Genomic DNA, 22953 nt, shown 5'->3' with positions numbered 1-22953 from the left:
CCGCGCGTGTGCTATCCGAATCTCGATGCCGTACAGTCATTTTCCTTCGTAGCCCATCCAGCTGTGGAAACGGCCCTCCGGATCGTAGGCGGAACGCACCTCATCGAGGCGCGCCATGTTCGGCTCGGTGATGAAACGCGCCGGGCGCCTGCCGAGGTTCTCGTCGGCGAGCGCGATGCCGGTCGCCAAATGCGACATCGCCGCCATGTTCGAGGCCGACCAGTCGCGGTACCTTTCGTCGTCGGACGGATTTTGCCAGACGGTGTACAGCGCCATATAGATCTCGTCCTCCAGGCCGTAAACCTTGTCGACGCGATCCGGTGATGCGTTCCAGCCGGTGAAGATGAAGTGCGACGGGTGCGGCGGCATCGTTTCGATGATCTTGCGGATGCCAGGCAGAAGTTCGGCGGCCGAAGCCGACGTGAACATGTTGTCGACGATGTAGCGATGCCCCTTGGGGTAGTTGGTCATCACCGCGGTGTACCAGTTCGCCAACGTCGTCGGCATATACGGGACACTGATCATCGATTTATCGGCGACCGGGCAGGTGCCAAGCAGGGCAAGGGCTTTCGCCGCCTCCTCTTCTGATTCGGCGAAGACCGGCGACGCGATCGTGATGGTCGGGTGGTCGATTGCGGCTGCCGGATTGGCCTGCGTGGCGAGGATTTGCAGCTCGACCCGCTTATCGACCTCCGAGCTGATTTCGCGTCCCCAGGTGTACACCTCGTCGACCAACTCGATCGGATACATATACAGGCAGGTGCCCACGACCGCAGGACGCCGGTGAATCCGAAGCTTGAAACCCGTGACCACACCGAAGAAACCCGGTCCCGCGCCACGGGCGGCCCAATACATGTCGGGGTGGTTCTCGGGGTCGCAGTAGATTCGTTCACCGTCGGCGGTCACGACCTCGAGCCCGAGCACGCTCTCGCATGCCAGGCCAATCGCCGGACTGTTCCAGCCGTATCCGCCTTGCAGGAGAAAGCCGCCGAGGCGAATGCCCTCGCAGTGGCCCGAAGGGAAGAAGAGCCCTTGCGAATCGAGCTCGGTGGCGAAATCGCTGGCGCTTTTGCCCGGCCCGACGTCCGCCGTCATCCCGGCCGTGTCGACCGTGCAGTGATCGAGGCGGCTGACATCGAGCAGCAACCCCCCGTCCCGCAGGTGGCTGGCCGCCCAGCTGTGTCCGCCTGACCGGACGCCGACCTTGTGGCCGTTGGCGCGTGCATAGCGCAGCGCTGCGACCACATCGTCGGTGTCGTGAGCCTGCACGATCACGTCGGGAAAGCGATCCGGCAGTAGGCCATTCCACACCGTTGCCCGACGGGCTTCCTCATATCCAGGTTCGCCACGGCGGTAGGTTTTTTCGCTCTTTTCGACAGACGTAAGAACCATTGAGTTCCCTCGATTCGGCTATGTTTCGGGCTATCCATTGAGACGGCCATTGAGCGGGGCTCGTTCAACGGGAGTGGCTGAGGTCACAGGCCGCGATGCAACGGCCGTTCGTCAGGCGTGGACTGCTGTGGCGCAAGACGCTGCGGCAAGGTGGGCGGCGACTTCGCGGGCCAGCGGCGAGGCCGCGCGGCGGATTGCGCGCAGCGGGCCGTTGGGCGGAATGCCGTAACCGATGGCGAACATTCCGTTGCCGACGTGCGAGGCGAATCCGCCGGGTAGTCCACCGCGTGCGTCAAGGACGCCGAGCTGACCAACCAGGCCGCCGAGATCCCTGCTGAAACCGGTGGCGGCGATGATCACCTGGGGCGACGGGCCGCTGCCATCGGCGAGAATCACCCGATCGGCTTCGATGGCCTCGACAGCAGGTACGACCTCGACTCGGCCTGCTCGCACCGCGGCGATGAGCTCGTCGGCCAGTGTCGGGATACGCCCTGTCTGTTCCACCGTCGCCTTGAGCCCCGCAGGCGGCCGGCCGAAGCCGTAGGGCGACAGATCCCCCCACATAAGCCGCTCGGAGAGGCCGATTATCGGATCGACCGCCTTCGCAGGTACCCAGGCGAAAAGCTCGAGGAGGATGTCCGAAGGAAGCGGACCTATGGCACGCCGCACCAGATGTGGCGGAGTGCGGACAGCAAGCCAGATCCGGCGCGCACCGTTGTTGGCGAGCTGGACGGCGATATCGGCGGCGGAGTTGCCTGCGCCGACGACGAGGACGTCGCGGTTGCGGAACGGCCATGCGTTTTTGAAGTTCCCGGAGTGAACGACCTCGCCGGTGAACTGACTCAGGCCCGGCCACGGCGGGATGGTTGGTGTGCGGTAGTTACCTGTGGCCAGGATGACGGCCCGCGTTCGGATTGCCCCCGACGATGTCTCGAGGAGCCAGCCGCCTGCGGCGGGGACGACTTCGTTTACCGTACAGCCCAATTCGAGCTTGATGTGCTGCCGGGCAACATAGTCGTCGAAGTACCGAACCATGTCGTCTCGGGTGGGCCAACGGCCTGCGGTCAACGGTATCCGCTGTCCGGGAAGATGTGACAGGAACCCAGTGGTGTTGAGGCGGAAGTTGTCATACCGCGTGCGCCAGGAGAACGCCGGGGCGGCTGCCCGGTCGACGACGATGGTCTCGACGCCGTGCTTGTGTTCAAGCTCACGTGCGACGGCGAGACCGGATGGCCCGGCCCCGATAACAACCGCATCGCGGTAGTCCTGCGTGCGTGCGATCATCGGCGTTCCCATCTTTGTTGGCCGACAAGGGCCACCGGCCGAGGCCGGCGGAGCCTCGTCGCGTCGTTGACGCCGAGCAGTGCGAGCGCGCTCTGCACGCCGTCAAAGAATCGGTCTGCCTGGCGGACCGGTGCGTCATGATCCCCTGCGACGTCGACGTAGGGCGCGCCCAGGTACCTGACGAGTCCCCGCTGCAGCCCCGGTGGCATCCGCCGGTCATCGGTGAGCACGATCACAGCGCACGGAATCGGCGGCGGGGGTGTGTTGCGCACATCGAAGCGCACCAACCGCCGTGCGGCGCGCCAGAGTTGGACGGGAGCAACATCTGCAGCGCGGGCGGCCGTCACGATGTTGGCGCCGCGTATGCCTGCGGCGTGGGCGAGTAATTCGCGGCGGCCAACTGCTGCAGAGAGCGCACCGAGCGCCGCTGCCACCGTTAAGCCGCACCTGACGTACCGGTCTTTCCAGCAGGCCCCCGCACCGCTGAGAACCAGACCGGCGAAGCTGCCCGGCATGCGCTGGGCGGCGTAGATCGCCGCGGCAGCCCCTAGGGAATGGCCGACGAGAACCGGCTTGTCCGGCGCGAAACTCTCGGCGGCCGCGCGAATCGTCGTACTGGCGTCCTCCCAGGTGAACGGGGCATCCCGAAGGCTCCCGTGGCCTGGCAGGTCGGGTGTTGCGACGCGGTAGCCCGCACCCCGAAGCGATGCGGCGAGCGAGGCCCATGTCATCGCACCCGTTGAGCCCAACGGATGCAGTAGCACAAGCGGTACGCCGGTTTGCGCAGTTGAAGACAAAGTTGACAGTGTTACTCCCGGCCCCCGGATGCCGAACTCCAGCGCCATGACTCCGTCGTCACGGTCCCTGTCGGGGATAACGGAGTAGTCCCGCACGTGGTTCAAACTTGCTGAAATCGTTCAGTCGAGTCGAAGGCCGTCCAGTACGTGGCGCAGCTCGGTGAGCGCCGCGCGGTGGGCGGCCTTTTGGTTGTCGGCGCGCGCGACGGACATCGACGTCTCGCAGAGCGCGCCGTAGAGGAAGACGGCGAGCGGACCGGCGGGCCGCGGCGCTATCCTTCCGGCCTGCACCGCCGCGGCGATGGCGATCTCCATCAGCTCCATCATCGGCGCCTCTGTGCGACGCAGGCCATCCCATCCCATCGCGGGCAATGCGTCGAGGAGCATGATCCGCTGCAGACCCGGCTCAAGACACTCCTCGAGGAAGGCGCGACTGCAGGCCTCGAATGCATCCCACGGGTCGCGCTCGGATGCGTAGACATCAGCCAGCACCGTGCAGAGCCGCTCGACTTCGCGCGCGAACACGGCTTGGAACAGCTGCTGCTTACCCTGGAAGTGGTGGTACACAGCGCCTTTGGTGACTCGTGCCTTGGCCGCAACCGCGTCCAGCGAGGTCGCCGCGTAGCCGTCTTGGGCGAAGAGTTCGCGTGCGGCGTCGACCAGAGCGGTCGTCGTCGCCTCGGTGCGCTCCGCTTGCGTTCGTCTTGCCTGCTTGGCCGGCACGAACTCACGATAACGGCTACCGGTCAGAGCATGGCTTCCGCGCGACACCGCTACAGCAGGCGATACACGCGGTAGTCGATGTGGTCGGGGGACAGGACGTTGTAGCCGACGGCGACGATCTCGTTGAGCCAGCCGTATCGATCGTCTGCGGTCTCGAACCTCGGCGTCGTTCGTACATACGTCTCCTCGTACGGCAGCATTTCCCCAGCGGCCAGCCGTTCGAGGCCGTCGGCGGGGATTTTGATGACGCCTCTGGTCTCGTAGTGGACCAACGCGTCGTCGTGGGTCCGCAGGGTGGCGCGCACGTCGACCCGGCCGATCTGATCGGTGCCGACCACCAACCAGTCGCCGCCGCCCGGCAGTATCTCGCCCTGCAGTGCTGGGCCGTCGATCACGCCACCGTTGGTGATGAACGTCAGCCTGGTGCCCATTGTCGTGGAAATCAGTTGTGCCGGTTGCAGTTCGACGTGCATGTCGAAAAGGTGTTCGGCGGGCAGCCGGTCGAAGCGCGGCAGCTGGTCTGCGGGTGTTTCGCTGTGCGTCACCACGGCGGTCATCGGGTCACCGTGCCCATGGCGGCCCGCATCGCAACGGCATCGACGAACGTGTCCTTGCGGGCAACCAGCCCCTCGGGTGACACCACGACCACGTCGAGGCAGTCGAACCGGATGTCGCCGGATATCAGCGCCCAGTCAAGGACCCAGTGATCCTCCCCATAGAGCACTCGGTAGGTCTCGAACGAGAAGTCCGGGAAGGCGGTGAAGAGCTCGGCGAAGGTGGCACGGACGGCATCGCGGCCGACGACCGCCTCGTCACCGAGATGGATCCAGAACCGGGTGTCGTCGGTATGGAGGGCGACGATGGCGTCCGGGTCGCGGTTCGCCCATGCGGCGAAATAGCGCTCCGAGATCGCTTTCAGGTCGACGACAGTGGTGGCGGTGGGGGACATGGCTGCTCCGATCTAGATATAAACATACTTCGAGTAGGTATTAACCTACCACGAGTATGCAAAATATGGGCCGGGTGGCCCGAGACCGGGCGGAGGGAATTGGCAGACTGGGTCCGTGGGATCCGCGCGCCAATGCTGGCTGACAGATATGGACGGCGTCCTCGTGCACGAGGAGCGTGCCTTACCGGGAGCCGCCGAGTTCCTGCAACGCCTGGTCGAGAAGAAGCGGCCGTTCCTGGTCCTGACCAACAACTCGATCTTCACGCCGCGCGACCTGTCGGCGCGACTGGCCCGGTCAGGCCTGTCTGTGCCCGAGTCGGCGATCTGGACGTCGGCGCTTGCGACAGCCGATTTCCTCGGCGACCAGTTGCCGGGCGGGTCGGCGTACGTCATCGGCGAGGCGGGCCTGACAACCGCGCTGCACGAGGTCGGCTACACCCTGACCGACGTCGACCCGGACTTCGTCGTGCTCGGCGAAACCCGCACCTACTCGTTCGAGGCGATCACCAAGGCGATTCGCCTCATCCTGGCAGGCGCACGGTTCATCGCGACCAACCCGGACGTCACCGGGCCGTCGGCGGAAGGCCCGACGCCCGCCACGGGATCGGTCGCGGCGATGATCACCAAGGCGACCGGACGGGAGCCGTACTTCGTCGGCAAGCCCAACCCGATGATGTTCCGCAGCGCGCTGAACCGCATCGAAGCGCATTCCGAGAACACCTACATGGTGGGCGACCGGATGGACACCGATGTCGTTGCGGGTATCGAGGCGGGGTTGGAGACCATCCTGGTGCTGACCGGGTCGACCACCCGCGACGAGGTCGAGCGCTATCCGTTCCGGCCCAGCCGAATTCTCCCGAGCATCGCCGAGGCCATCGAGCTGGTTTGATTCGGGCCCTGGACGACCTATGTTCGGGGAGTGGCCGAGATCGAGCTGATCGGGGTTCCGTTCGACGGCTACGGGCGACCCGGCAACCAGGCGAGCGCGGCGGGCGCGCTGCGCGACGCCGGACTGCTCGACGCCTTCGAACATCACCACGTCGTGGGCCACCGCGATCTCGACCTGCCCGCCGGAGACCCGTCGCGCGGGCCGACCACCCTGATCAACGAGCGGGCGGTGCTGGCGATGACGCGCGCGCTCAACGAGCAGGTCGCAGCGGCGGTGGGCGCTGGCAGGCTGCCGATCGTCTACGGCGGTGACTGCTCGACGCTGCTCGGCATCGTGACGGGGCTGCGCGATCACATCGGCGACGTCGGGCTGGTCTTCATCGACGGACACGAGGACACCATGCCTCTCGACGTGTCCGAGGACGGCGAAGCGGCCAACACCGAACTCGGGCTGCTGCTCGGCGTGACCGGGCGCACGCTGGGGGGCGAACTCGGCGATCGGCTCCCGGCGTTGCGCCGCGACCGGCTCGTCGTGCTCGGCCCGCGAGACGACGCGTGGCGGCGGCAGTTCAACGTCGGCACGCTCGCCGACAACGGAGTCTGGGTGGCGCCGCTGGCCGAGGTCGCCGACGACCCTGCAGGCGCCGGGCGCCGCGCCATCGAGCAGTTGGCCGCGCAGGTCGACCGCTGGTGGCTGCACATCGACCTCGATGTGCTCGACCCCGTCGTGTTCCCCGCCCAGGGGCTACCCGACTTTCCCGACGAGCCCGGCGGCCTGACGTGGGAACAGCTGACCGATCTGGTGATGGCGCTGTTCACCACGGCGGCGTCGTGCATCGGGGGCAGCATCGCGATCTACGATCCGGACCAGGACCCGAACAGAACCGGAGCGGCGCAGATCGTGGCGTTCATCCGTAACGTAGTGGCCCGCCCTACGATCAGTCGCTGACACAGGAGTCCCGTGGCCGAACCGATCGACGAGTACTTCACCGCCGCCATCGCGGCGATGAGCAGCTCGACGCGCCGACGCGGCGACGACGAGCCGGTGCGGGACGGCACGTCTCTGACGACGCGAGTGTGCTTGGCGCTGTTCGATGTTCAGCTCGGTAGCCGCCATCTCGACCTCGCCGCCCGATGGCTGCGGGCCCAAGGCAGGGGTTATTACACCATCGGGTCGTCGGGTCACGAGGGCAACGCCGCCGTCGCGGCCGCGCTACGGCCAACCGACCCGGCGCTTCTGCACTACAGGTCGGGTGCCTTCTTCCTGGCCCGCGGCGTCCTCGTCGACGGGCGCGAGCCGCTGCGCGATGTGCTTCTAGGCCTGGTCGCGGCGACGGAAGAGCCGATTTCGGGCGGACGGCACAAGGTGTTCGGCCGCCATGACCTGCACATCATTCCGCAGACGTCGACGATCGCGTCGCATCTGCCGCGCGCCCTCGGCGTCGCGTTCTCGATCGCCCGCGCACGCAAGCTCGGGGTGACCTGCGCTTGGCCCGACGACGCGGTGACGGTGTGCAGCTTCGGCGACGCGTCGGTCAACCACTCCACCGCGGTGGGTGCGATCAACGCCGCGCTGCACTCCGCGTATCAGGGCGTGCCGATGCCGCTGATGTTCGTCTGCGAAGACAACGGGATCGGCATCAGCGTGAAGACCCCCCGCGGCTGGATCGAGCAGAGTTACCGAAACAGAGACGGCTTGGCGTATTTCGGCGCCGACGGGTGCGATCTGCCAGCGACGTTCGACGCCGCAACGGCGGCCGCCGACTGGGTGCGCACCCGTCGACGGCCCGCGTTCCTGCACCTGCGGACGGTCCGGCTGATGGCGCATGCCGGGTCGGACTACGAACCGGCGTATCGGCGGCCCGACGAGATCGCTGCGGACTACGAACAAGATCCCGTGGTGCGCACCGCCAGACTATTGGTGACCGAGGGTGTGCTGACGCCGTCGGAGGCGATGGACCGCTACGAGGCCAAACGTGCCGAGGTGATGGAGCTGGCGGAAGAAGTCATGGACACGGCGCAGCTCGACAGCGCGCACGCGGTGATGGCGCCCCTTGCGCTTGGCCGCGAGGACGCGATGGCCGCCGCGCCCGCCTCGCTGGCCGCATCGGTTCGAGCAGGCGATCCCGATGCGCCGATGACCGTGGCGGTCGGCATCAACCGCGCGCTCGCCGACCTGCTCGACCGCTATCCAGAGGCCATTGTCTTCGGCGAAGACGTCGCCCGAAAAGGTGGCGTCTACGGGGTCACCCGCGGGCTGCTGAACCGGACGAGTTCGGCGCGCGTGTTCGACACGCTGCTCGACGAGCAGTCCATCCTCGGGCTGGCGCTGGGCGCAGGGGTGTCCGGGCTGCTTCCCATTCCCGAGATCCAGTACCTCGCCTACCTGCACAACGCCGCCGACCAGATTCGCGGCGAGGGCGCGACGCTGCAGTTCTTCTCGAATCGGCAGTACCGCAACCCGATGGTCGTACGGGTAGCCGGCTACGGCTATCAGAAGGGCTTCGGCGGACACTTCCACAACGACAACTCGATTGCCGCGATCCGCGACATCCCCGGAGTGGTCATCGCTTCGCCCTCGCGTCCCGACGACGCCGCGGCGATGCTGCACACCTGCGCCGCCGCGGCGAATATGTCGGGTGCGGTGTGCATCTTCCTCGAGCCCATTGCGCTGTACCACACTCGCGACCTCCACGAGGACGGCGACGAACAGTGGCTGGCCACCTACCCCGCAGCGGGGGTTCCGATCGGCCGGGCCCGAACCTACGGCGACGGAACGGATTTGACGATCCTCACCTTCGCCAACGGGCTGCGGATGAGCCTGCGCGTCGCCCGCAGGCTGGAATCCCGCGGCATCACCGCCCGCGTGGTCGACCTGCGTTGGCTGGCGCCGCTTCCTGTCGAGGACATGCTGCGCGAGGCGGACGTCAGCGGTAAGACGCTGATCGTCGACGAAACCCGGCAGACGGGGGGAGTCGGTGAGGGCATCCTCGCCGCCCTGCTCGAGCACGGCTACACCGGCGCCGTCGACCGGGTCGCCAGCGCCGACAGCTTCATCCCGCTCGGCGACGCCGCGCTGGAGGTGCTGCTCTCGGAGGAGACGATCGAGGCCGCGGCCGTCAAACTGGCCGGCTAGGGCCATCGGCATTTTCGTGATCTGCCAGCAGGCTCGCGGGGGTCTGGGTCGCGCTTGATAGCTTGAGCCGGTGACTGTCGCCCCGAATGCCGCGCGTCCACTGGCCGGCGTCCGGATCGTCGAGATCTCCAGCTTCGTCGCGGTGCCGCTGGCAGGCATGACGCTCGGCCAGCTCGGCGCCGAGGTGGTGCGGGTGGATCCGATCCACGGTGCCGCCGACTACCGGCGCTGGCCCGTCACCGACGCCGGGACGAGCATCTACTGGGCGGGGCTGAACAAGGGCAAGCGGTCCGTGGCGGCCGACATCCTCTCGCCGGAGGGCCAGGACCTCGTGGCGCGCCTGATCGCCGACAGCGGTGTGCTGATCACGAATGTGGCCGGGCGACAATGGCATTCCTACGACACCTTGACCCGGTTGCGGCCCGACCTGATCCATCTCGAGGTATCAGGGCGGGCCGACGGCGGAACCGGCGTCGATTACACGGTCAACGCCGGACTCGGGTTTCCGATGGTGACCGGTCCGGCCGGACTCGCCTCACCGGTCAACCATGTGCTGCCCGCTTGGGACGTCTCATGCGGGATCTATGCGGCGCTGTCCGTCGTCACCGCGCTGCGGCACCGCGACGCCACCGGGCAGGGCCAGCGGATCTCCATTCCGCTGGAGAACGTCGCGCTGGCGACGGCGGGCAACCTCAGCTTCCTCACCGAGGCCATGGTGAACGGGACAAGCAGAGAACGGATCGGCAACTCGATCTACGGCCAGTACGGTCAAGAGTTCACCAGCAGCGATGGGGCGTCGTTCATGATCGTTGCGCTCACGAAACGCCATTTCCGCGACCTGACCGAACTCACCGGGACATCGAACGCCGTTGCCGCACTTGCTGAAACGCTCGACGCGGACTTCACCGACGAGGGTGAGCGCTATCAGCACCGCGACGCGCTGACCGGGCTGTTCGCCGACTGGTTCTCCGCGCACACCGCATCGGAGGTGAGCGAGGCGCTTTCGGCATCGTCTGTCCTGTGGGAGCGGTATCGCACCTTCGCCGAAGTGGTCGCCGACGAAAAGGTGACGGCCAACCCGATGTTCACCAAACTGGACCAGCCTCGAATCGGCGAGTATCTGGCGCCCGGTCTTCCTGTCGCGATCAACGGCGACTACCCGAGGGCGGTCCCAGCGCCTGCGCTCGGCGACGACACCGGCGGCGTGCTCGCCGAGTGGTTGGGGCTCAGCGAGACAGAAATCGGCCGGCTGACCGACTCCGGCACCGTCCGATGAGCCGGTTGTGCGACCTGCTCGAGCTTGCCCAAGGCGGCGACGACGGCAGCTGGATCGGCCCGGCCAGCGGCCCAGAGGGCAAGCGCGCGTACGGAGGTCAGTTCGTCGCGCAGAGCCTCGCCGCGGCGTGCCGGACCGTCGGCCCCGACCGAATGCCGACCAACATGCACCTGCAGTTCCTGCGCGGCGGGCAGGCGGGGGATCCCGTCGAATATTCGGTGACACCGGTGTTCGACGGGCGAACGTCGGCGGCCCGCCGAGTCGATTCCCGCCAGGGTGACCGACTGTTGACGACGGCGTCGGTGTCCTTCGCGGTTGACCTGCCCGGGCCCGAACACGGGCACTGGGAGCGACTTCCCGGCCACCCAGGCACGCTGCCGGAGACCGGGCCCGCCGGGCCTGCTCCGTCGATGCCGTTGGACGAACTGGACATTCGGATCGCCGACGCGACCACCAGCGGCGAGTTCGTGCGGCGGTTCTGGTGGCGGGCGACGGTTTCGATACCCGATGACCCGCTGATCCATACGCTCATGGCGGCATACGTGACGGACGTGTACATGATCGACCCCGCCCTGCAGGTGCACGGGTATTCGATGAAGGCCCGCACTCATCGCAGCGGGACGACCGATTCGTCGATCTGGTTTCACCAGCAGGTCCGCGCGCACGAATGGAATCTGTTGGAAACCAGGTCGCCTGCCGCCGCGCGCGGGCGGGGTGTCGTCACCGGAACCCTGGTGCGTGCCGACGGCGTCATCGCGGCAACCCTCGTGCAGGAAGGGCTTATTGCAGAGCGGGAACCGAATCCGCAGTAGCCGCGCGCTCGTTGCGCTCGCGCAACCAGGTGCGCGTCGCGTCCAGCATCCTGGTGAGCAGCACGCCGACGACGATGGCCGCGACGACGCCAAGCAGCGGATGCGCGTCGAACAGCGGATATACCTGGTAGTGCGTCAGGTAGGTGTACAGCGAGGCCTCCGCCACCGTGCCCGCGACGACCGTCAACCAGGCCGGGCAGCGGATCGCGGGTAGCCAGATCAGCAGCAGGAACCCGGCCAGTACCAGCACTTCCCGGTTGGTGTTGTCGAAGTAGCCGTGCAGGCTCACGACCAATACCAGTGTCACCGCCATGCGCTGCCACACCGTCGACGACTTGGCCGCCGCCCACCCGACGGCGAAGAACCAGAAGGCCAGGATCGTGAACCATGCGTCGCGGCCGAAGTCCAGGCCGAACAGGTCGTAGCACAGTGCCAACCCGATGCCAAGGAAGCCCGCCGCGAACGCGAAGGGGCGACGCCGCTCCAGCCGGTCGGCAACGGGCAGCCAGCACACGAAGGTGAGCGCGAGCAGAATCCAGACCAGCACCTCGACGAACCACAGCCGCCCGGCGGTCATGCTGTCGTCGGGTCCGAAGAACTTCTCGACGAGCAGCAGGTTGGTCCAGTGATAGTCGTTGGTGATCACCAACGCGAGGGCGATCCATAGCAGCGAGGGCACGACAATCCACGCAATTGTCTTGCGCAGGTGCGCAACACGGTCGGTGCGGGCGACGGGGGTCAGACAGAATCGGCCGAAGTTGTACCCCGCGATTCCGAGCAATAGGTGGGCGCCGCCCCACATCTCGTACAGCGTGGCGTGCGAACCGACGATCAACACGATGGCCGCCGCGCGCAGCGCAACGCTGGTTTCCAGCGTCGCGCCGAGCCCCGGCAAGGACCGGCGCCGTGCCGGTTGCGTCTGCTCCAACTCGGCCAGCGATCGCTGCTGCCAGTCAGAGGGGAGTCGGCCGAGTGCGCGTTCCAGCCGAACCGACATCGCCACGTAGGACAACGAGTTGCCGCCGAGGTCGACGAAGCTCTGGTCGGGACGAATCGTCTGCGAATCGATCTGCAGTACATCGGCGAACAGCACGCGCAAGTCGCCGGGCGGTTTCGCCGGTCCGCCGGTCCGCCGAGCGAGGCCGCGGATGGTCTGATAGTCAGGCTTGCCCGACGGGAGCAGTGGCAACTCGGCCATCGAGAGCACCCGAACGGCGGCTGCGGGAAGACCGGAGGCCGACACCGTGATGCGTTGCACGGCATGGTCGTCAGAGCCCGCGGCGGCGACTACCAGTCGCTCATGGTCATCGATGCAGAAGGCCGTCACGCCAGCCTTGCTAAGCGCGGCCTCGACCCGTTGCAGATCGATGCGAAGGCCGAACAGCTTGACGAAGCGGCTGCTGCGGCCGATCACCTCGTAACGCCCTTCGGGGTCGCGGCGCGCCACGTCGCCGGTGTGCAGGGTGTCGACCGTTTTGCCGAGCGCGAGATCCGCCGGCCCGTGCGCGTAGCCCATCATGACGTTCGGCCCCTGATAGACCAGCTCACCCACATCGGGATCGGACCATCCCTCCAGCGGCTCGAGCGTGAAGGAGCCACCGGGGATTGGCAGGCCGATCGAGCCGGGGTTTGTCCGCGCGAGTTCAGGTGGCAGGTAGGCCATTCGGGCGGTGGCTTCGGTGGCGCCGTACATGACGAACAGCTGCCAGCCCTTCTGTTCGCCGAGCTCGGCGAAGCTGTGCACACGTTCCGGCGACAGCCGCCCACCGGCCTGGGTGATGTAGCGCAGATCGGGAAGGTCGATGTCGTCGAAGCCGATCCTCTCCAGCATCTCGAAGGTGTAGGGCACCCCGGCGAACGATGTGCCGCCACATCGACGGAACAGTGCCCAGAACTCGTCGTCGACGACGGAACGATCTGTGAGGATGAGCCCGCCGCCACGGAGCAGGTGGCTGTGCACAACCGATAGGCCGTAGCAGTATGCCAACGGCAAAGTGGTCGCGGCTCTATCGGTTTCGCCGATATTGAGATAGTCGGCGATCGAATTGGCATTGGCGACCAGGTTGCGGCGGGACAGCCGAACCAGCTTCGGTGAACCCGTGCTGCCCGATGTCGACATCAGCAACGCCAGGTCCGGATGCAGTCGGTGGGCGCTGCCGGGCCTGCGTTCGTCGATGCCGTCGTCGCTGATGACGACGTCGGGGTCATAGGACCCAAGGACGGCCGAGTGACCACGCGCTGCGGACATCGGCAGCACGACGTGACCGCCTGCCAGCGCCCCGAGATAGTGCACCATCGTGAAAATGTCGTTGCGCGTTTCGATCAGTACGAGCCTGCGCGTCTCGCCGAGTTGTGAGGCGACGGCGGCGACACGGTCGGCGAGTTCGTGATAGGTCAGCGACGTGGTTTCGGTCAGCACAGCGAGACGGTCGCCATGGTGGTGCAGATGGGTGACGAGTTCGTTCACCTGAGGGCGACCCCGTCGCCGATCACCTTGATGTGGACCTTGGCGTCGATTGACGGCGGGTCAAGGCTGTGCTGTCGCACGATGATCGGTGCGATGTCGCCTGCGGGGTCGATCGTCAGCAGCACGTCATGTCCAAGGAACTCGGTGCCGATGACTGTGCCAACGCCGTTGCGGCTTCCGTCTTCGCTGCTCTCGACGTGCGCGGCGCTGTCGGAAACCACCGTCGCAACAAGCTGTTCGGGCCGAAGAGCCAGGGTCGCAGGTCCATCGCTGATCGAAGTCGCAACGGGTATCCGGCCGAGGGCACACTCGGCGAAGCCGGCCGCGACGGTGCACGGCAGGGCGATGCAGTCGCCGAGGAACTCGGCAGTGAAGCGGTCGTTTGGCCGACGGTAGACGTCTTGGGGGGCGCCGACCTGGGTGAAGCGTCCGTCGCGCATGACTGCGATCTGGTCGGCGATCGACAGCGCCTCCTCCTGGTCGTGCGTCACGAGCAAAGTGGTGACTCCAGCGTCGGTGAGCAACCCGGCAACCGCCTTACGGGTGGATGCCCGCAGCCCGGTGTCCAGTGCGCTGAAAGGTTCGTCGAGCAGCATCAGCACCGGTTCGCGCGCCAGCGCACGGGCCAGCGCGACGCGCTGTTGCTGGCCGCCGGAGAGTTGGTGAGGTCGACGGGACGCGAATGAGGCGTCCAGAGAAACGGTTTCGAGAAGTTTGGTGACCCGGTTGCGGACTTGGCGGCTGCGTAGACCGCCGGAAAGGCCGTACGCGATGTTCTGTCCGACGGTCAGGTGTGGAAACAGTGCCCCGTCCTGGGCGACGTAGCCGACGCTGCGGCGGTGCGGCGCAACCGACCGTTCTGCGCCTGCGACCTGTCTGCCGGAGATCGTGACCGTTCCGGCGTCGGGGTTTTCGAATCCGGCGACGAGTCGCAGCAGCGTGGTTTTGCCGCAGCCCGATGCCCCTACGACGACGGTGGTGCTGCCTGCGGCCACGGTGAGGTCGATGTGGTCGAGGACGGCGTGGCCGTTGAAGGACTTGGCCAGTCCGCGGATGTCGAGCATGGTGGTCACAGCGCGGCCACCTTCGTCGACTGCCGGAACAGAATCAGCGTCACGGGAATGGCGAGCAACACAAGGGTGAGGGCGTACGGCGCGGCGGCCGCGTAGTCCAGCTCGCTGCTGAATGACCAGAACAGCATCGACAGCGTCCTTGTGCCGGTTGGCGCGAGTAGCAGGGTCGCCGTCAGTTCCGTTGCCACCGCCACGAATACCAGGGACGCGGCGGCGGCTGCGGCAGGCGCGGTGAGCCGCAGTGTCACCCGCAGGAAGGTGGCGCTCGGAGAACTGCCAAGCGAGCGCGACGCCTCCTCGAGGCCAGGCGGGACCTGGGCCAGGCCCGCGCGGACATTGACAAGCGCTCGGGGCATGAACAAAAGGACATACGCGAACACGATCAGCGGCACGGACTGGTAGAGCGGGCGGGCGAAGTGAATGGCCACGGTCACCAACGCCAGCGCGGTGACGATCCCGGGAAGCGAACTGGTGATGTAGTTTGCGCCTTCCACCGCGCGCGCCAACGCGCCGTTCGACCGCACGGCTACCCAGGCAACCGGGAAGGCCAGCACCGTCGTCAGCGCAGCCGCAGAGGCGGCCAGTGCGATGGTCTGGCCCAGCGCATTGGCGATCTCGCCGAAGTCCCAAACTCGTGTGCCGCCGATCCACAGCCACCGCACGATCGTCCACACCGGGACGGCGATCGCCAGCGCCGCCAGTACCGCCAGACAAGTCGTCGCGGGAAATACATTGCGGCCCAGACGGACCGGCACGGCAGCGCGCGGTGCGCCCGAGCCGATTCGGGCATACCGCGCTTTGCCGCGAGCGGCCGCCTCCGCTAACAGGAGTACCAGACACAGAAGGACGAGTACGCCTGCCAGCATGCTGCCCGCCGCACCGTCGAAGGTGACCTGGAACTGCTGGAAGATCGCGACGGTGAAGGTGTCGAACCGGACCATGGCAAAGGCACCGTATTCGGCGAGCAGGTGTACGCCGATCAACAGGGCACCGCCAAGGATCGCCAACCGCAGTTGCGGCAGTACCACGCGGAAGAACACCCCCGCGGAGTCGGATCCGAGCGCGCGGGCCGATTCCTCGACGGCCGGATCGAGCCGGCGCAGCGTCGCGGCCACGGGTAGATACATGAACGGGAAATACGAAAGCGTCGTGATCAACACCCCCGCCCACAGTCCGTGCAGGGACGGGATCACCCCTACCCAGGCGTAGCTGTTGACGAAGGCCGGAACAGCAAGCGGCGCAACGAACAACGGACGCCAAAGTGCCCGGCCGGGCAGGTCGGTCCGCTCCACCAGCCAGGCCACCGCGATTCCGATGACCGCACACAGCGGCACGGTGACGACGACCAGCGCGACGGTGTTCACCAACAGCTCGCCGACCCGTGGCCTGACTACCAGTTCGTATGCCCTGTCCCACCCGACCGAAACCGCGCCCCACACCACGTACCCGAGCGGGATGGCCGTGGCGGCAACCAGAATCGCGACCGTGGCCGAAACCAGCGGGCCGGGGCGGGCCGTCGACTCAGACCGCGAAACCGATGCCGCGGGGCGCGAGACGGGGGGAGCGGGAGCGATCACCTACAACAAGCCCGCCTTCGTCATCAGGTCGGTCACCTTCTGCGCATCCAGCGTCGAGGGATCGACCTTGGGCGCCTGCAGCGAATCGAGCGGGGGCAGGGCCGGATTCGCGGGAACGTCGCTGGCGACCGGGTACTCGAACGAGGTGCCCTTCTCAAGCACCTCCTGTCCCGCCTTACCGGTGACGAACTTGATGAACTGTTGCGCCTGCTCGGCCTTCTTACTGGACTTCAGCACACCGCCGCCGGACAGGCTGACGAACGCGCCGGGGTCGGAGTTCTTGAAATAGTGCAACGCCGTATTGCCGCTGCCCTCTTTGGTATTGGCCTGGTCGCGGAACCAGTAATAGTGGTAGATGATGCCGCCGTCGACCTCACCGGCATTGACGGCCTTCATGGTTGCGATGTTGTCGTTGTAGATCTTCGCGTTGGCCTTCATGCCCGCCAGCCACTGCTCGGTGGCCGGCTCGCCCTCGAGCTGGAGATAGGCCGAGACGATGGCCTGGAAGTCGGCCTTGGCCGGAGCTCCACCCCAGCGGCCTTTCCATGCGGGCTGCTGCAGATCCGTCATGGATTTCGGCAGCTGGTCGGCCGCCAGCCTGGTCTTGTTGTAGACGAACACGGTGCTGCGCGCCGCGACACCCGTCCATTTTCCGGTGGCCGGACGGTACTGCGCCGGAACCTGATCGAGGGTGTCGGCGTTGAGGTCGGCGAACAGCCCGGCCTTCTCGACTGCGGCCATTGCGGGGGAGTTCTCGGTCAGGAAGACATCGGCTGGCGAGGCGTCGCCCTCGGCGACGAGTTGGTTGCCCAGTTCGGTGTCGCCGCCCTGACGGTAGGTGACCTTGATACCGGTCTCCTTGGTGAAGGCGTCGATCCATTCCTTCGTCAGCGATTCGTGCTGGGCGTTGTAGATGAGGAGTTCATCGCCGCCACCCGAACTCGAGCAAGCTGTCATTCCGAGAACAACGGTGACGGCCGACATCAGGGCGGCGATTCGGCTCCAACGGGTTCGCATCCAGGCGGTCCTTCCCGCGCCCGCGGGCGCCTTTAGCTGAGGGTAACCTAAATGAAGATACCCCTCGACCGCCTTCGAACCGGCCGCCCCTTCGTGATCCCATTCCCACGTATCGACTGTGAATCCGCTGGCCGAGGCTGGGCCAGAGGACAAGGTCACAGACCCAGCAACTTCGGACGGCCAACGGCCACCTCGGCGTGTAAGACTTTGCCCATGAAAAGCTCCGGATCTGTGACGCGCCGCGGAGTCCTCGGCACGGTCATAGCCTTCGTCATCGGCGGCGTCTCGGCCGCCACGATCGCGCTGCCGACGGCAAGTGCTGCGCCATGCACGGCGAGCGGGTTGGCCAGCACGGGCAGCGGGGTGATGGCCGACGCCGGCGCCTACCTTGCCGCCCATCCCGGCGCCGACGACGTGTTGACGAAGGCGGGGTCGCAGCCGACGGACGAGGCCAAAGCCAGCGTCCAGTCCTACTTCATGGCCCACCCCGGTGAGTTTCTGGACCTGAAACGGATCGCCCAACCGTTGACGGACCTGCGCAACCAATGCGGTATGGGAGTGTCCCCCGGTCAGTTGGCGGCGCTCGTCGAGTCGTTCCAGTAGCCCAGCGCTACATGCGGCCGTACCGGCTGCGCACGAAGCTGTAGGCGCCGAAGGCGGCCAGCCCAAGCGCGGCCAGAATCAGCAGGATCTTGCCGAACGGCGCCGCGCCAACCGCCTTGATCGCCGCGTCCAAACCGGTTGACTTCGACGGGTCGGATTGCAGCGACGCCATGATCACCAGCACGCCGATTCCGGCCAGTGCCAGGCCTTTGGCGACGTATCCGGTAATGCCGACGGCGGTGATACCGGTCCCGCCGGAGACACGCAGGTCCTTGAGGAACTTCTTCGACGCGCCCTTGTAGACGTGGTAACCGCCGACCGCTGCAATTCCCAACCCCACCGCGATCAGCAGGGTCTTGCCCCAGCCGGACTGCATCAGCTCGGCGGACATCCCGGCGTTCTGCTGGCCGCTGGACTGTCCGCTGCCCATCGCGAACTTCGCCGCGGAAAAGGCGATTGCGAAGTTGACGATGGCCAGGCCGATTGACTTCGCGCGCTTCCAGGCCGGCGAGTCGTCCTTCTGCTGTCCGGAGCGCTCACCGGGCTTGGATCCGACCACCGCCTCGGCGACGCGCCACAGGCCGAGGGCCACCAGCCCGACGGCCGCGACCCAGAGCATGAGGGAGCCTCCGGGTTGTTTGGCAACGGTGGCGAGCGCGCCGGACTGGTCGGCGTTGCCCCCACCGGAGCCGAACGCGAGGCGCAGGATGATTAACGCCACGAGCAGGTGCAGGACGCCGCTGGCCGCGAAGCCGATCCGTGCGGTGTACTCGAACGCCTTGCTATCGGTTGCCTTGTCGACCGCACCGTGGACTGACGTGTTGCTCATGTCGACCTCCTTTGCGAGGCCGAGTACCGCTTTTTGACGCTCCCGAAACCAATAGGTGCGGTTACCGCCGGCGACCCCCGTGACCCGCTACTGCGGTGAATGACGGCGGCTACGTAGGGTTTCACTCGAGGAGCTAACTGGGTGAGTTTGTCGATCGTCTTCGCCGTGCTCTTGTCGGCGTTGCTGCACGCGACCTGGAACTCGTTGGCGCACGCCATTTCTGACCGTCTTGTGGGATTCGCGCTGATCGGCGTGGCCGACGCTGTGGGTGGCGGCCTGATGGTGGCGTTCGCAGGCATGCCCCCGGCCGGCGCGTGGCCGTTCATCGTCGCCTCCGCGGCGCTGCACGTGGTGTATAACCTTCTGCTGCTGGCCAGCTATGAACTGGGTGAGTTCAGCCAGATGTATCCGCTCGCCAGAGGCACGTCGCCGTGGGTTGTCGCGCTGGTCTCGGTGGTGATTCTCGGTCGCGAACTGCCCGTCGCCGAACTGGCCGGGGTGCTGGCCGTCTCCGCGGGACTGATCGCGCTGGTCTTCATCGGCGGGCGGCCGGGCCGCCGGGATCTGCCTGCAATCACCGCGGCCGTCTTGACCGGCTTGGCGATCGCGTCCTACACGGTGGTCGACGGTCTTGGGGTGATGCACGCCCCGCTGTTCGCCTATACCGGCTGGATGTTCTTGCTTCAGGGTCCACCGATCGCGGTGCTCGCCGCTATCCGACGCGGCCGCGCGCTACCCTCGGCCGTCCGCGCGTCGGCGGTGCCGGGTCTTGCGGGCGGCGCCATCTCGATCGTCGCGTACACCATCGTCTTGTGGGCCCAGACCAGCGGTGCGTTGGCGCCCATCGCGGCGCTGCGCGAGACGAGCATTGTGTTCGGCGCGTTGATCGGCGCGGTGTTCCTCGGTGAGCGGCTCGGTGCTCGCCGCGCGATGGCCGCGGGCGTGGTGCTCGCAGGCGTGGTGCTGATCAGCCTGCCGTAGCGCTGTCGTTGTGGATGAAATGCCGACTGTGGATAACCCTGCCCCTGCGGGGTCACGTTGTCCGCCTCGCAGTGCACCGTGACGACATGACTTCATTGACTCGTGCCGAGATCGGTGCGTTGGGTGAGCAACTCGCGGTCGAGCATCTGAGGACGCTCGGGCTGGTCGTGCTGGACCGCAACTGGCGCTGCCGCTACGGCGAACTGGACGTCATCGCGGCCGACGACGCCACGCGCACCGCGGTATTCGTCGAAGTCAAGACACGCACCAGCGATCGCTTCGGGGGAGTGCAGCAGGCGGTCACGCCGGACAAGGTCCGGCGGCTGCGCCGGCTGGCCGGGTTGTGGCTGGCCGGTCAGGACAAGGGCTGGGCTGCGGTGCGCATCGACGTCATCGGTGTGCGCATCGGCAGACAGCGCACCCCCGAGATCACCCATCTGCAGGCGGTCGTCTGATGGCGCTTGGCAGGGCGTTCTCTGTCGCGGTGCGCGGGCTGGAAGGCGAGATCGTGGAGATCGAGGCTGACATCACCTCGGGGCTGCCCGGTGTGCATCTCGTTGGCCTGCCCGACACCGCGCTGCAGGAATCGCGTGACCGCGTGCGGGCCGCAATCACCAACTGCGGCAGTGACTGGCCGATGGCGCGCCTGACGTTGGCCCTTTCGCCTGCGACGCTGCCGAAGATGGGTTCGGTGTACGACTTGGCCCTGGCTGCCGCGGTGCTTTCGGCACACGGCAAGAAGGAATGGGTGCGGCTCGAAAAGAACCTGCTGCTCGGCGAGTTGGCCCTCGACGGAAGGGTGCGCCCGGTCAAAGGTGTGCTGCCCGCGGTGCTGACCGCAAAGCGGGAGGGGTGGCCGGCCGTCGTTGTCCCGGTCGACAACCTCCGTGAAGCCAGCCTCGTCGACGGCGTCGAGGTGCTCGGCGCACGAACGCTTGGGCAGCTACGTGCCTGGCTCTCGGGCAAGGCACAGTTGGCCGGGCGGGTCGAGGCGCCGACGACCGAACCGGAGCCCGAGGTGGACCTCGCCGATGTCGTCGGGCAGGTGCATGCCAGGTACGCCGTCGAGGTGGCGGCCGCCGGTGCGCATCACCTGACGCTCACAGGTCCGCCCGGCGTCGGGAAAACAATGCTGGCGCAACGGCTTCCCGGCCTATTGCCGGAGTTGTCGCACGGCGAATCGCTCGAAGTCACTGCAATCCATTCGGTCGCGGGCCTGCTTTCCGGCGACACCCCGCTGATCACCCGCGCACCGTTCGTCGCGCCCCACCACACGTCCACCGTTGCGGCACTCGTGGGGGGTGGATCGGGCATGGCGCGACCGGGCGCTGTCAGCCGCGCACACCGCGGCGTGCTCTTTCTCGACGAGTACGCCGAGGTCGGGAACAGCGCGCTGGAGGCATTGCGAACACCGTTGGAGGACGGCGAGATTCGCCTGGCCCGGCGTGACGGCGTTGCCAAGTATCCAGCCCGCTTCCAACTGGTTCTCGCGGCCAATCCGTGCCCGTGTGCGTCACCCGATCCACACGACTGCATCTGCACGTCCGCCGAGAAGCGCCGGTATCTGAGCAAGTTGTCTGGCCCGCTTCTCGACCGGGTGGACCTGCGGGTGTTCATGCACCGCGAGAAAGCCGGAGCGTTTGCCGCCGAAGCGGGGGAGTCGACCGCGGCGGTGCGAGACCGGGTGAAGGCGGCGCGCGACGCGGCGGCGGAGCGCTGGCGTGATCACGGTGTCCGGACCAATGCGGAGGTCAGCGGAGTGCTGCTACGACGTAGGTTTCGGCTGTCAACCGACGTGATGGCCCCGCTGAGGACGGCAACCGACCGCGGCGTGCTCAGCATCCGTGGCGTGGACAGGACGCTGCGCGTCGCGTGGACGCTGGCCGACCTGGCCGGGCGGACATCGCCTTGCCGCGGCGACGTCACCACCGCATTGAGTTTTCGCCAACCCGACGGTGTGCAATGAGGGACCAGACACGACTCGCGTTGGCGTACCTGTCTCGGGTGGCCGAGCCGCCATGTCCGGACCTGACTGCGTTGGTCAGTCGAGTCGGACCGGTCGAGGCCGCCGCCCGGATCAAGACAGGAGATGTCGCAGCGGATCTTGCCCGCCGCACCGAAGCGCGTCGCGAGATAGATTGCGCAGCAGCCGATCTAGATGTTCTCGACCGTCGCGGTGGCCGCCTGATCGCCGCCGACGACAACGAATGGCCGTTGCTGTCCTTCACGGCATTCGCAGGCGTGGATCACCTGTTGCGGCCACAGGGCCATCCGCCCATGGCGCTGTGGGTTGTCGGCTCGGCCCGCCTCGACGACATGGCCGAGCGCGCCGTCGCGATCGTCGGGACCAGAGCGTGCACCACCTACGGCGAGCATGTCGCTGCCGACTTGGCCGCGGGCCTCGTCGAGCGGGAGGTGTCGGTGGTGTCGGGCGGCGCGTACGGCATCGACGGCGCGGCGCACCGCGCCACGCTTGCCGCCGACGGGTTCACCGTGGCGGTGCTCGCGGGCGGCATCGATGTCCCCTACCCGGCAGGCCACGCCGGGCTACTGCATCGGATCGGACAGCAGGGCCTGGCCGTCAGCGAGTACCCGCCAGGTGTACGTCCGGCGCGGCATCGATTCCTGACCCGCAATCGGCTGGTCGCCGTGCTGTCGGGTGCCACGGTGGTCGTCGAAGCGGGCGCGCGAAGTGGCGCGGCGAACACCGCGGCGTGGGCACGGGCGCTCGGCCGCCCGGTGTGCGCAGTGCCCGGTCCGGTCACCTCCGCGGCGTCGATCGGGTGTCACGCGCTGCTGCGCGACGAGGCCGTGGTGTTGGTGACCCGTGCCGCCGACGTCGTCGAACTCATCGGCCGGGTGGGTGAACTCGCGCCAGACGAACAGCGGCCCGTGTCGGCGCTCGACGGACTCGGCGAAGCCGAACAGCTGGTCTACGAGGCGCTGCCCGCCCGCGGCCGCCGCACGACCGACCAGATCGCCGTCGCGTCGGGCCTGCCGCCGACCCAAGTGTTGGGACCCCTATCCATGCTGGAAGTGTGCGGTTTGGTTATTCGTGACGAGGGCTACTGGAAGCTCAGAAGGTAGGCCACCGAGGAATAGCCACCGCTCGTATAGTCGTTGAGACTGGCTAACGAATACCGGCCAGG

At 67.0% G+C, this 22953-nt stretch carries 21 protein-coding genes; 10 read left to right on the top strand and 11 right to left on the bottom strand.

Annotated features, from left to right (window positions below):
- Positions 1–36: 36 nt before the first annotated feature.
- The 6 genes from D6M19_RS03635 to D6M19_RS03610 all read right to left on the bottom strand — a co-directional run bounded on the left by D6M19_RS03635 (position 37) and on the right by D6M19_RS03610 (position 5145).
- Positions 37–1392: an FAD-binding oxidoreductase gene (locus D6M19_RS03635; RefSeq protein WP_123023805.1), complete on the bottom strand. Its 1356-nt coding sequence runs from the start codon at positions 1390–1392 to the stop codon at positions 37–39.
- A gap of 111 nt (positions 1393–1503) precedes the next feature.
- Positions 1504–2676 (bottom strand): flavin-containing monooxygenase, encoded by a 1173-nt coding sequence (locus D6M19_RS03630; protein WP_123024119.1) that lies wholly within the window; start codon positions 2674–2676, stop codon positions 1504–1506.
- Positions 2673–3521: an alpha/beta fold hydrolase gene (locus D6M19_RS03625; protein WP_268812301.1), complete on the bottom strand. Its 849-nt coding sequence runs from the start codon at positions 3519–3521 to the stop codon at positions 2673–2675. The genes D6M19_RS03630 and D6M19_RS03625 overlap by 4 nt, the downstream gene beginning before the upstream one ends.
- Positions 3522–3593: 72 nt before the next feature.
- Positions 3594–4196, bottom strand: coding sequence for a TetR/AcrR family transcriptional regulator (locus tag D6M19_RS03620; protein ID WP_123024118.1), 603 nt, complete (start codon positions 4194–4196; stop codon positions 3594–3596).
- Positions 4197–4246: 50 nt separating this feature from the next.
- A complete protein-coding gene (locus D6M19_RS03615) occupies positions 4247–4753 on the bottom strand; it encodes a DUF3237 domain-containing protein (protein WP_123023803.1) in 507 nt (168 codons plus the stop codon).
- Positions 4750–5145: a nuclear transport factor 2 family protein gene (locus D6M19_RS03610; protein WP_123023802.1), complete on the bottom strand. Its 396-nt coding sequence runs from the start codon at positions 5143–5145 to the stop codon at positions 4750–4752. Before D6M19_RS03610 ends, D6M19_RS03615 begins: the two co-directional genes overlap by 4 nt.
- A gap of 148 nt (positions 5146–5293) precedes the next feature.
- Between D6M19_RS03610 and D6M19_RS03605 the strand changes: the two genes are divergently transcribed.
- The 5 genes from D6M19_RS03605 to D6M19_RS03585 all read left to right on the top strand — a co-directional run bounded on the left by D6M19_RS03605 (position 5294) and on the right by D6M19_RS03585 (position 11257).
- Positions 5294–6034, top strand: a complete 741-nt coding sequence (locus tag D6M19_RS03605) for an HAD-IIA family hydrolase (RefSeq protein ID WP_407665307.1) — start codon at positions 5294–5296, stop codon at positions 6032–6034.
- 30 nt (positions 6035–6064) lie between these two features.
- The gene (locus tag D6M19_RS03600; RefSeq protein ID WP_123023800.1) at positions 6065–6982 is read left to right on the top strand and encodes an arginase family protein; all 918 of its coding nucleotides are present in this window, start codon (positions 6065–6067) and stop codon (positions 6980–6982) included.
- Positions 6983–6994: 12 nt separating this feature from the next.
- Positions 6995–9169 carry a thiamine pyrophosphate-dependent enzyme gene (locus tag D6M19_RS03595; RefSeq protein ID WP_234834687.1) on the top strand — a complete coding sequence of 725 codons (2175 nt, stop codon included), beginning with the start codon at positions 6995–6997 and terminating at the stop codon, positions 9167–9169.
- 70 nt (positions 9170–9239) lie between these two features.
- Positions 9240–10445 (top strand): CoA transferase, encoded by a 1206-nt coding sequence (locus D6M19_RS03590; protein ID WP_123023799.1) that lies wholly within the window; start codon positions 9240–9242, stop codon positions 10443–10445.
- Positions 10442–11257, top strand: coding sequence for an acyl-CoA thioesterase (locus tag D6M19_RS03585; RefSeq protein ID WP_123023798.1), 816 nt, complete (start codon positions 10442–10444; stop codon positions 11255–11257). Before D6M19_RS03590 ends, D6M19_RS03585 begins: the two co-directional genes overlap by 4 nt.
- Here the strand turns inward: D6M19_RS03585 and D6M19_RS03580 are convergent.
- From D6M19_RS03580 to D6M19_RS03565, 4 genes are read right to left on the bottom strand one after another with little or no spacing between them, the layout of a single operon-like run.
- The gene (locus D6M19_RS03580) at positions 11226–13724 is read right to left on the bottom strand and encodes an AMP-binding protein (RefSeq protein WP_123023797.1); all 2499 of its coding nucleotides are present in this window, start codon (positions 13722–13724) and stop codon (positions 11226–11228) included. The genes D6M19_RS03585 and D6M19_RS03580 overlap by 32 nt on opposite strands.
- Positions 13721–14788, bottom strand: coding sequence for an ABC transporter ATP-binding protein (locus D6M19_RS03575; protein WP_123024116.1), 1068 nt, complete (start codon positions 14786–14788; stop codon positions 13721–13723). The genes D6M19_RS03580 and D6M19_RS03575 overlap by 4 nt, the downstream gene beginning before the upstream one ends.
- Positions 14789–14793: 5 nt before the next feature.
- Positions 14794–16374 carry an ABC transporter permease gene (locus tag D6M19_RS03570; protein ID WP_123023796.1) on the bottom strand — a complete coding sequence of 527 codons (1581 nt, stop codon included), beginning with the start codon at positions 16372–16374 and terminating at the stop codon, positions 14794–14796.
- Positions 16375–17391, bottom strand: coding sequence for an iron ABC transporter substrate-binding protein (locus tag D6M19_RS03565; protein WP_123023795.1), 1017 nt, complete (start codon positions 17389–17391; stop codon positions 16375–16377).
- Positions 17392–17604: 213 nt separating this feature from the next.
- Between D6M19_RS03565 and D6M19_RS03560 the strand changes: the two genes are divergently transcribed.
- Entirely contained in the window at positions 17605–17994 is a 390-nt protein-coding gene (locus tag D6M19_RS03560; protein WP_123023794.1) for a heme-binding protein, read from the top strand.
- A gap of 7 nt (positions 17995–18001) precedes the next feature.
- On the opposite strand, the gene D6M19_RS03555 is transcribed toward D6M19_RS03560, so the two are convergent.
- A complete protein-coding gene (locus D6M19_RS03555; RefSeq protein ID WP_123023793.1) occupies positions 18002–18823 on the bottom strand; it encodes a DUF1206 domain-containing protein in 822 nt (273 codons plus the stop codon).
- 141 nt (positions 18824–18964) lie between these two features.
- On the opposite strand from D6M19_RS03555, the gene D6M19_RS03550 reads away from it, so the two are divergent.
- From D6M19_RS03550 to dprA, 4 genes are all read left to right on the top strand, one after another.
- A complete protein-coding gene (locus tag D6M19_RS03550) occupies positions 18965–19804 on the top strand; it encodes an EamA family transporter (protein ID WP_123023792.1) in 840 nt (279 codons plus the stop codon).
- Positions 19805–19890: 86 nt separating this feature from the next.
- Positions 19891–20259, top strand: coding sequence for a YraN family protein (locus D6M19_RS03545; RefSeq protein ID WP_123024115.1), 369 nt, complete (start codon positions 19891–19893; stop codon positions 20257–20259).
- On the top strand, positions 20259–21770 hold the full coding sequence (locus D6M19_RS03540) for a YifB family Mg chelatase-like AAA ATPase (protein ID WP_123023791.1): 1512 nt from the start codon (positions 20259–20261) through the stop codon (positions 21768–21770). Before D6M19_RS03545 ends, D6M19_RS03540 begins: the two co-directional genes overlap by 1 nt.
- Positions 21767–22891 carry a DNA-processing protein DprA gene (gene dprA / locus D6M19_RS03535; protein WP_123023790.1) on the top strand — a complete coding sequence of 375 codons (1125 nt, stop codon included), beginning with the start codon at positions 21767–21769 and terminating at the stop codon, positions 22889–22891. Before D6M19_RS03540 ends, dprA begins: the two co-directional genes overlap by 4 nt.
- Positions 22892–22953: the final 62 nt, after the last annotated feature.

The sequence above is a fragment of the Mycolicibacterium stellerae genome, from assembly GCF_003719305.1.
GTDB classification, from domain to species: Bacteria; Actinomycetota; Actinomycetes; order Mycobacteriales; family Mycobacteriaceae; genus Mycobacterium; species Mycobacterium stellerae.
Note: the sequence above shows the minus strand (reverse complement) of the source record. Positions and strands in the feature narration are given on the sequence as shown.

Coding starts and splice junctions, on each gene's coding strand:
- D6M19_RS03630 (WP_123024119.1), bottom strand. CDS start 2,676: ATGATCGCACGCACGCAGGACTACCGCGATGCGGTTGTTATCGGGGCC.
- dprA (WP_123023790.1), top strand. CDS start 21,767: ATGAGGGACCAGACACGACTCGCGTTGGCGTACCTGTCTCGGGTGGCC.
- D6M19_RS03555 (WP_123023793.1), bottom strand. CDS start 18,823: ATGAGCAACACGTCAGTCCACGGTGCGGTCGACAAGGCAACCGATAGC.
- D6M19_RS03615 (WP_123023803.1), bottom strand. CDS start 4,753: ATGACCGCCGTGGTGACGCACAGCGAAACACCCGCAGACCAGCTGCCG.
- D6M19_RS03540 (WP_123023791.1), top strand. CDS start 20,259: ATGGCGCTTGGCAGGGCGTTCTCTGTCGCGGTGCGCGGGCTGGAAGGC.
- D6M19_RS03585 (WP_123023798.1), top strand. CDS start 10,442: ATGAGCCGGTTGTGCGACCTGCTCGAGCTTGCCCAAGGCGGCGACGAC.
- D6M19_RS03635 (WP_123023805.1), bottom strand. CDS start 1,392: ATGGTTCTTACGTCTGTCGAAAAGAGCGAAAAAACCTACCGCCGTGGC.
- D6M19_RS03565 (WP_123023795.1), bottom strand. CDS start 17,391: ATGCGAACCCGTTGGAGCCGAATCGCCGCCCTGATGTCGGCCGTCACC.
- D6M19_RS03610 (WP_123023802.1), bottom strand. CDS start 5,145: ATGTCCCCCACCGCCACCACTGTCGTCGACCTGAAAGCGATCTCGGAG.
- D6M19_RS03625 (WP_268812301.1), bottom strand. CDS start 3,521: ATGGCGCTGGAGTTCGGCATCCGGGGGCCGGGAGTAACACTGTCAACT.
- D6M19_RS03575 (WP_123024116.1), bottom strand. CDS start 14,788: ATGCTCGACATCCGCGGACTGGCCAAGTCCTTCAACGGCCACGCCGTC.
- D6M19_RS03605 (WP_407665307.1), top strand. CDS start 5,294: ATGGACGGCGTCCTCGTGCACGAGGAGCGTGCCTTACCGGGAGCCGCC.
- D6M19_RS03560 (WP_123023794.1), top strand. CDS start 17,605: ATGAAAAGCTCCGGATCTGTGACGCGCCGCGGAGTCCTCGGCACGGTC.
- D6M19_RS03545 (WP_123024115.1), top strand. CDS start 19,891: ATGACTTCATTGACTCGTGCCGAGATCGGTGCGTTGGGTGAGCAACTC.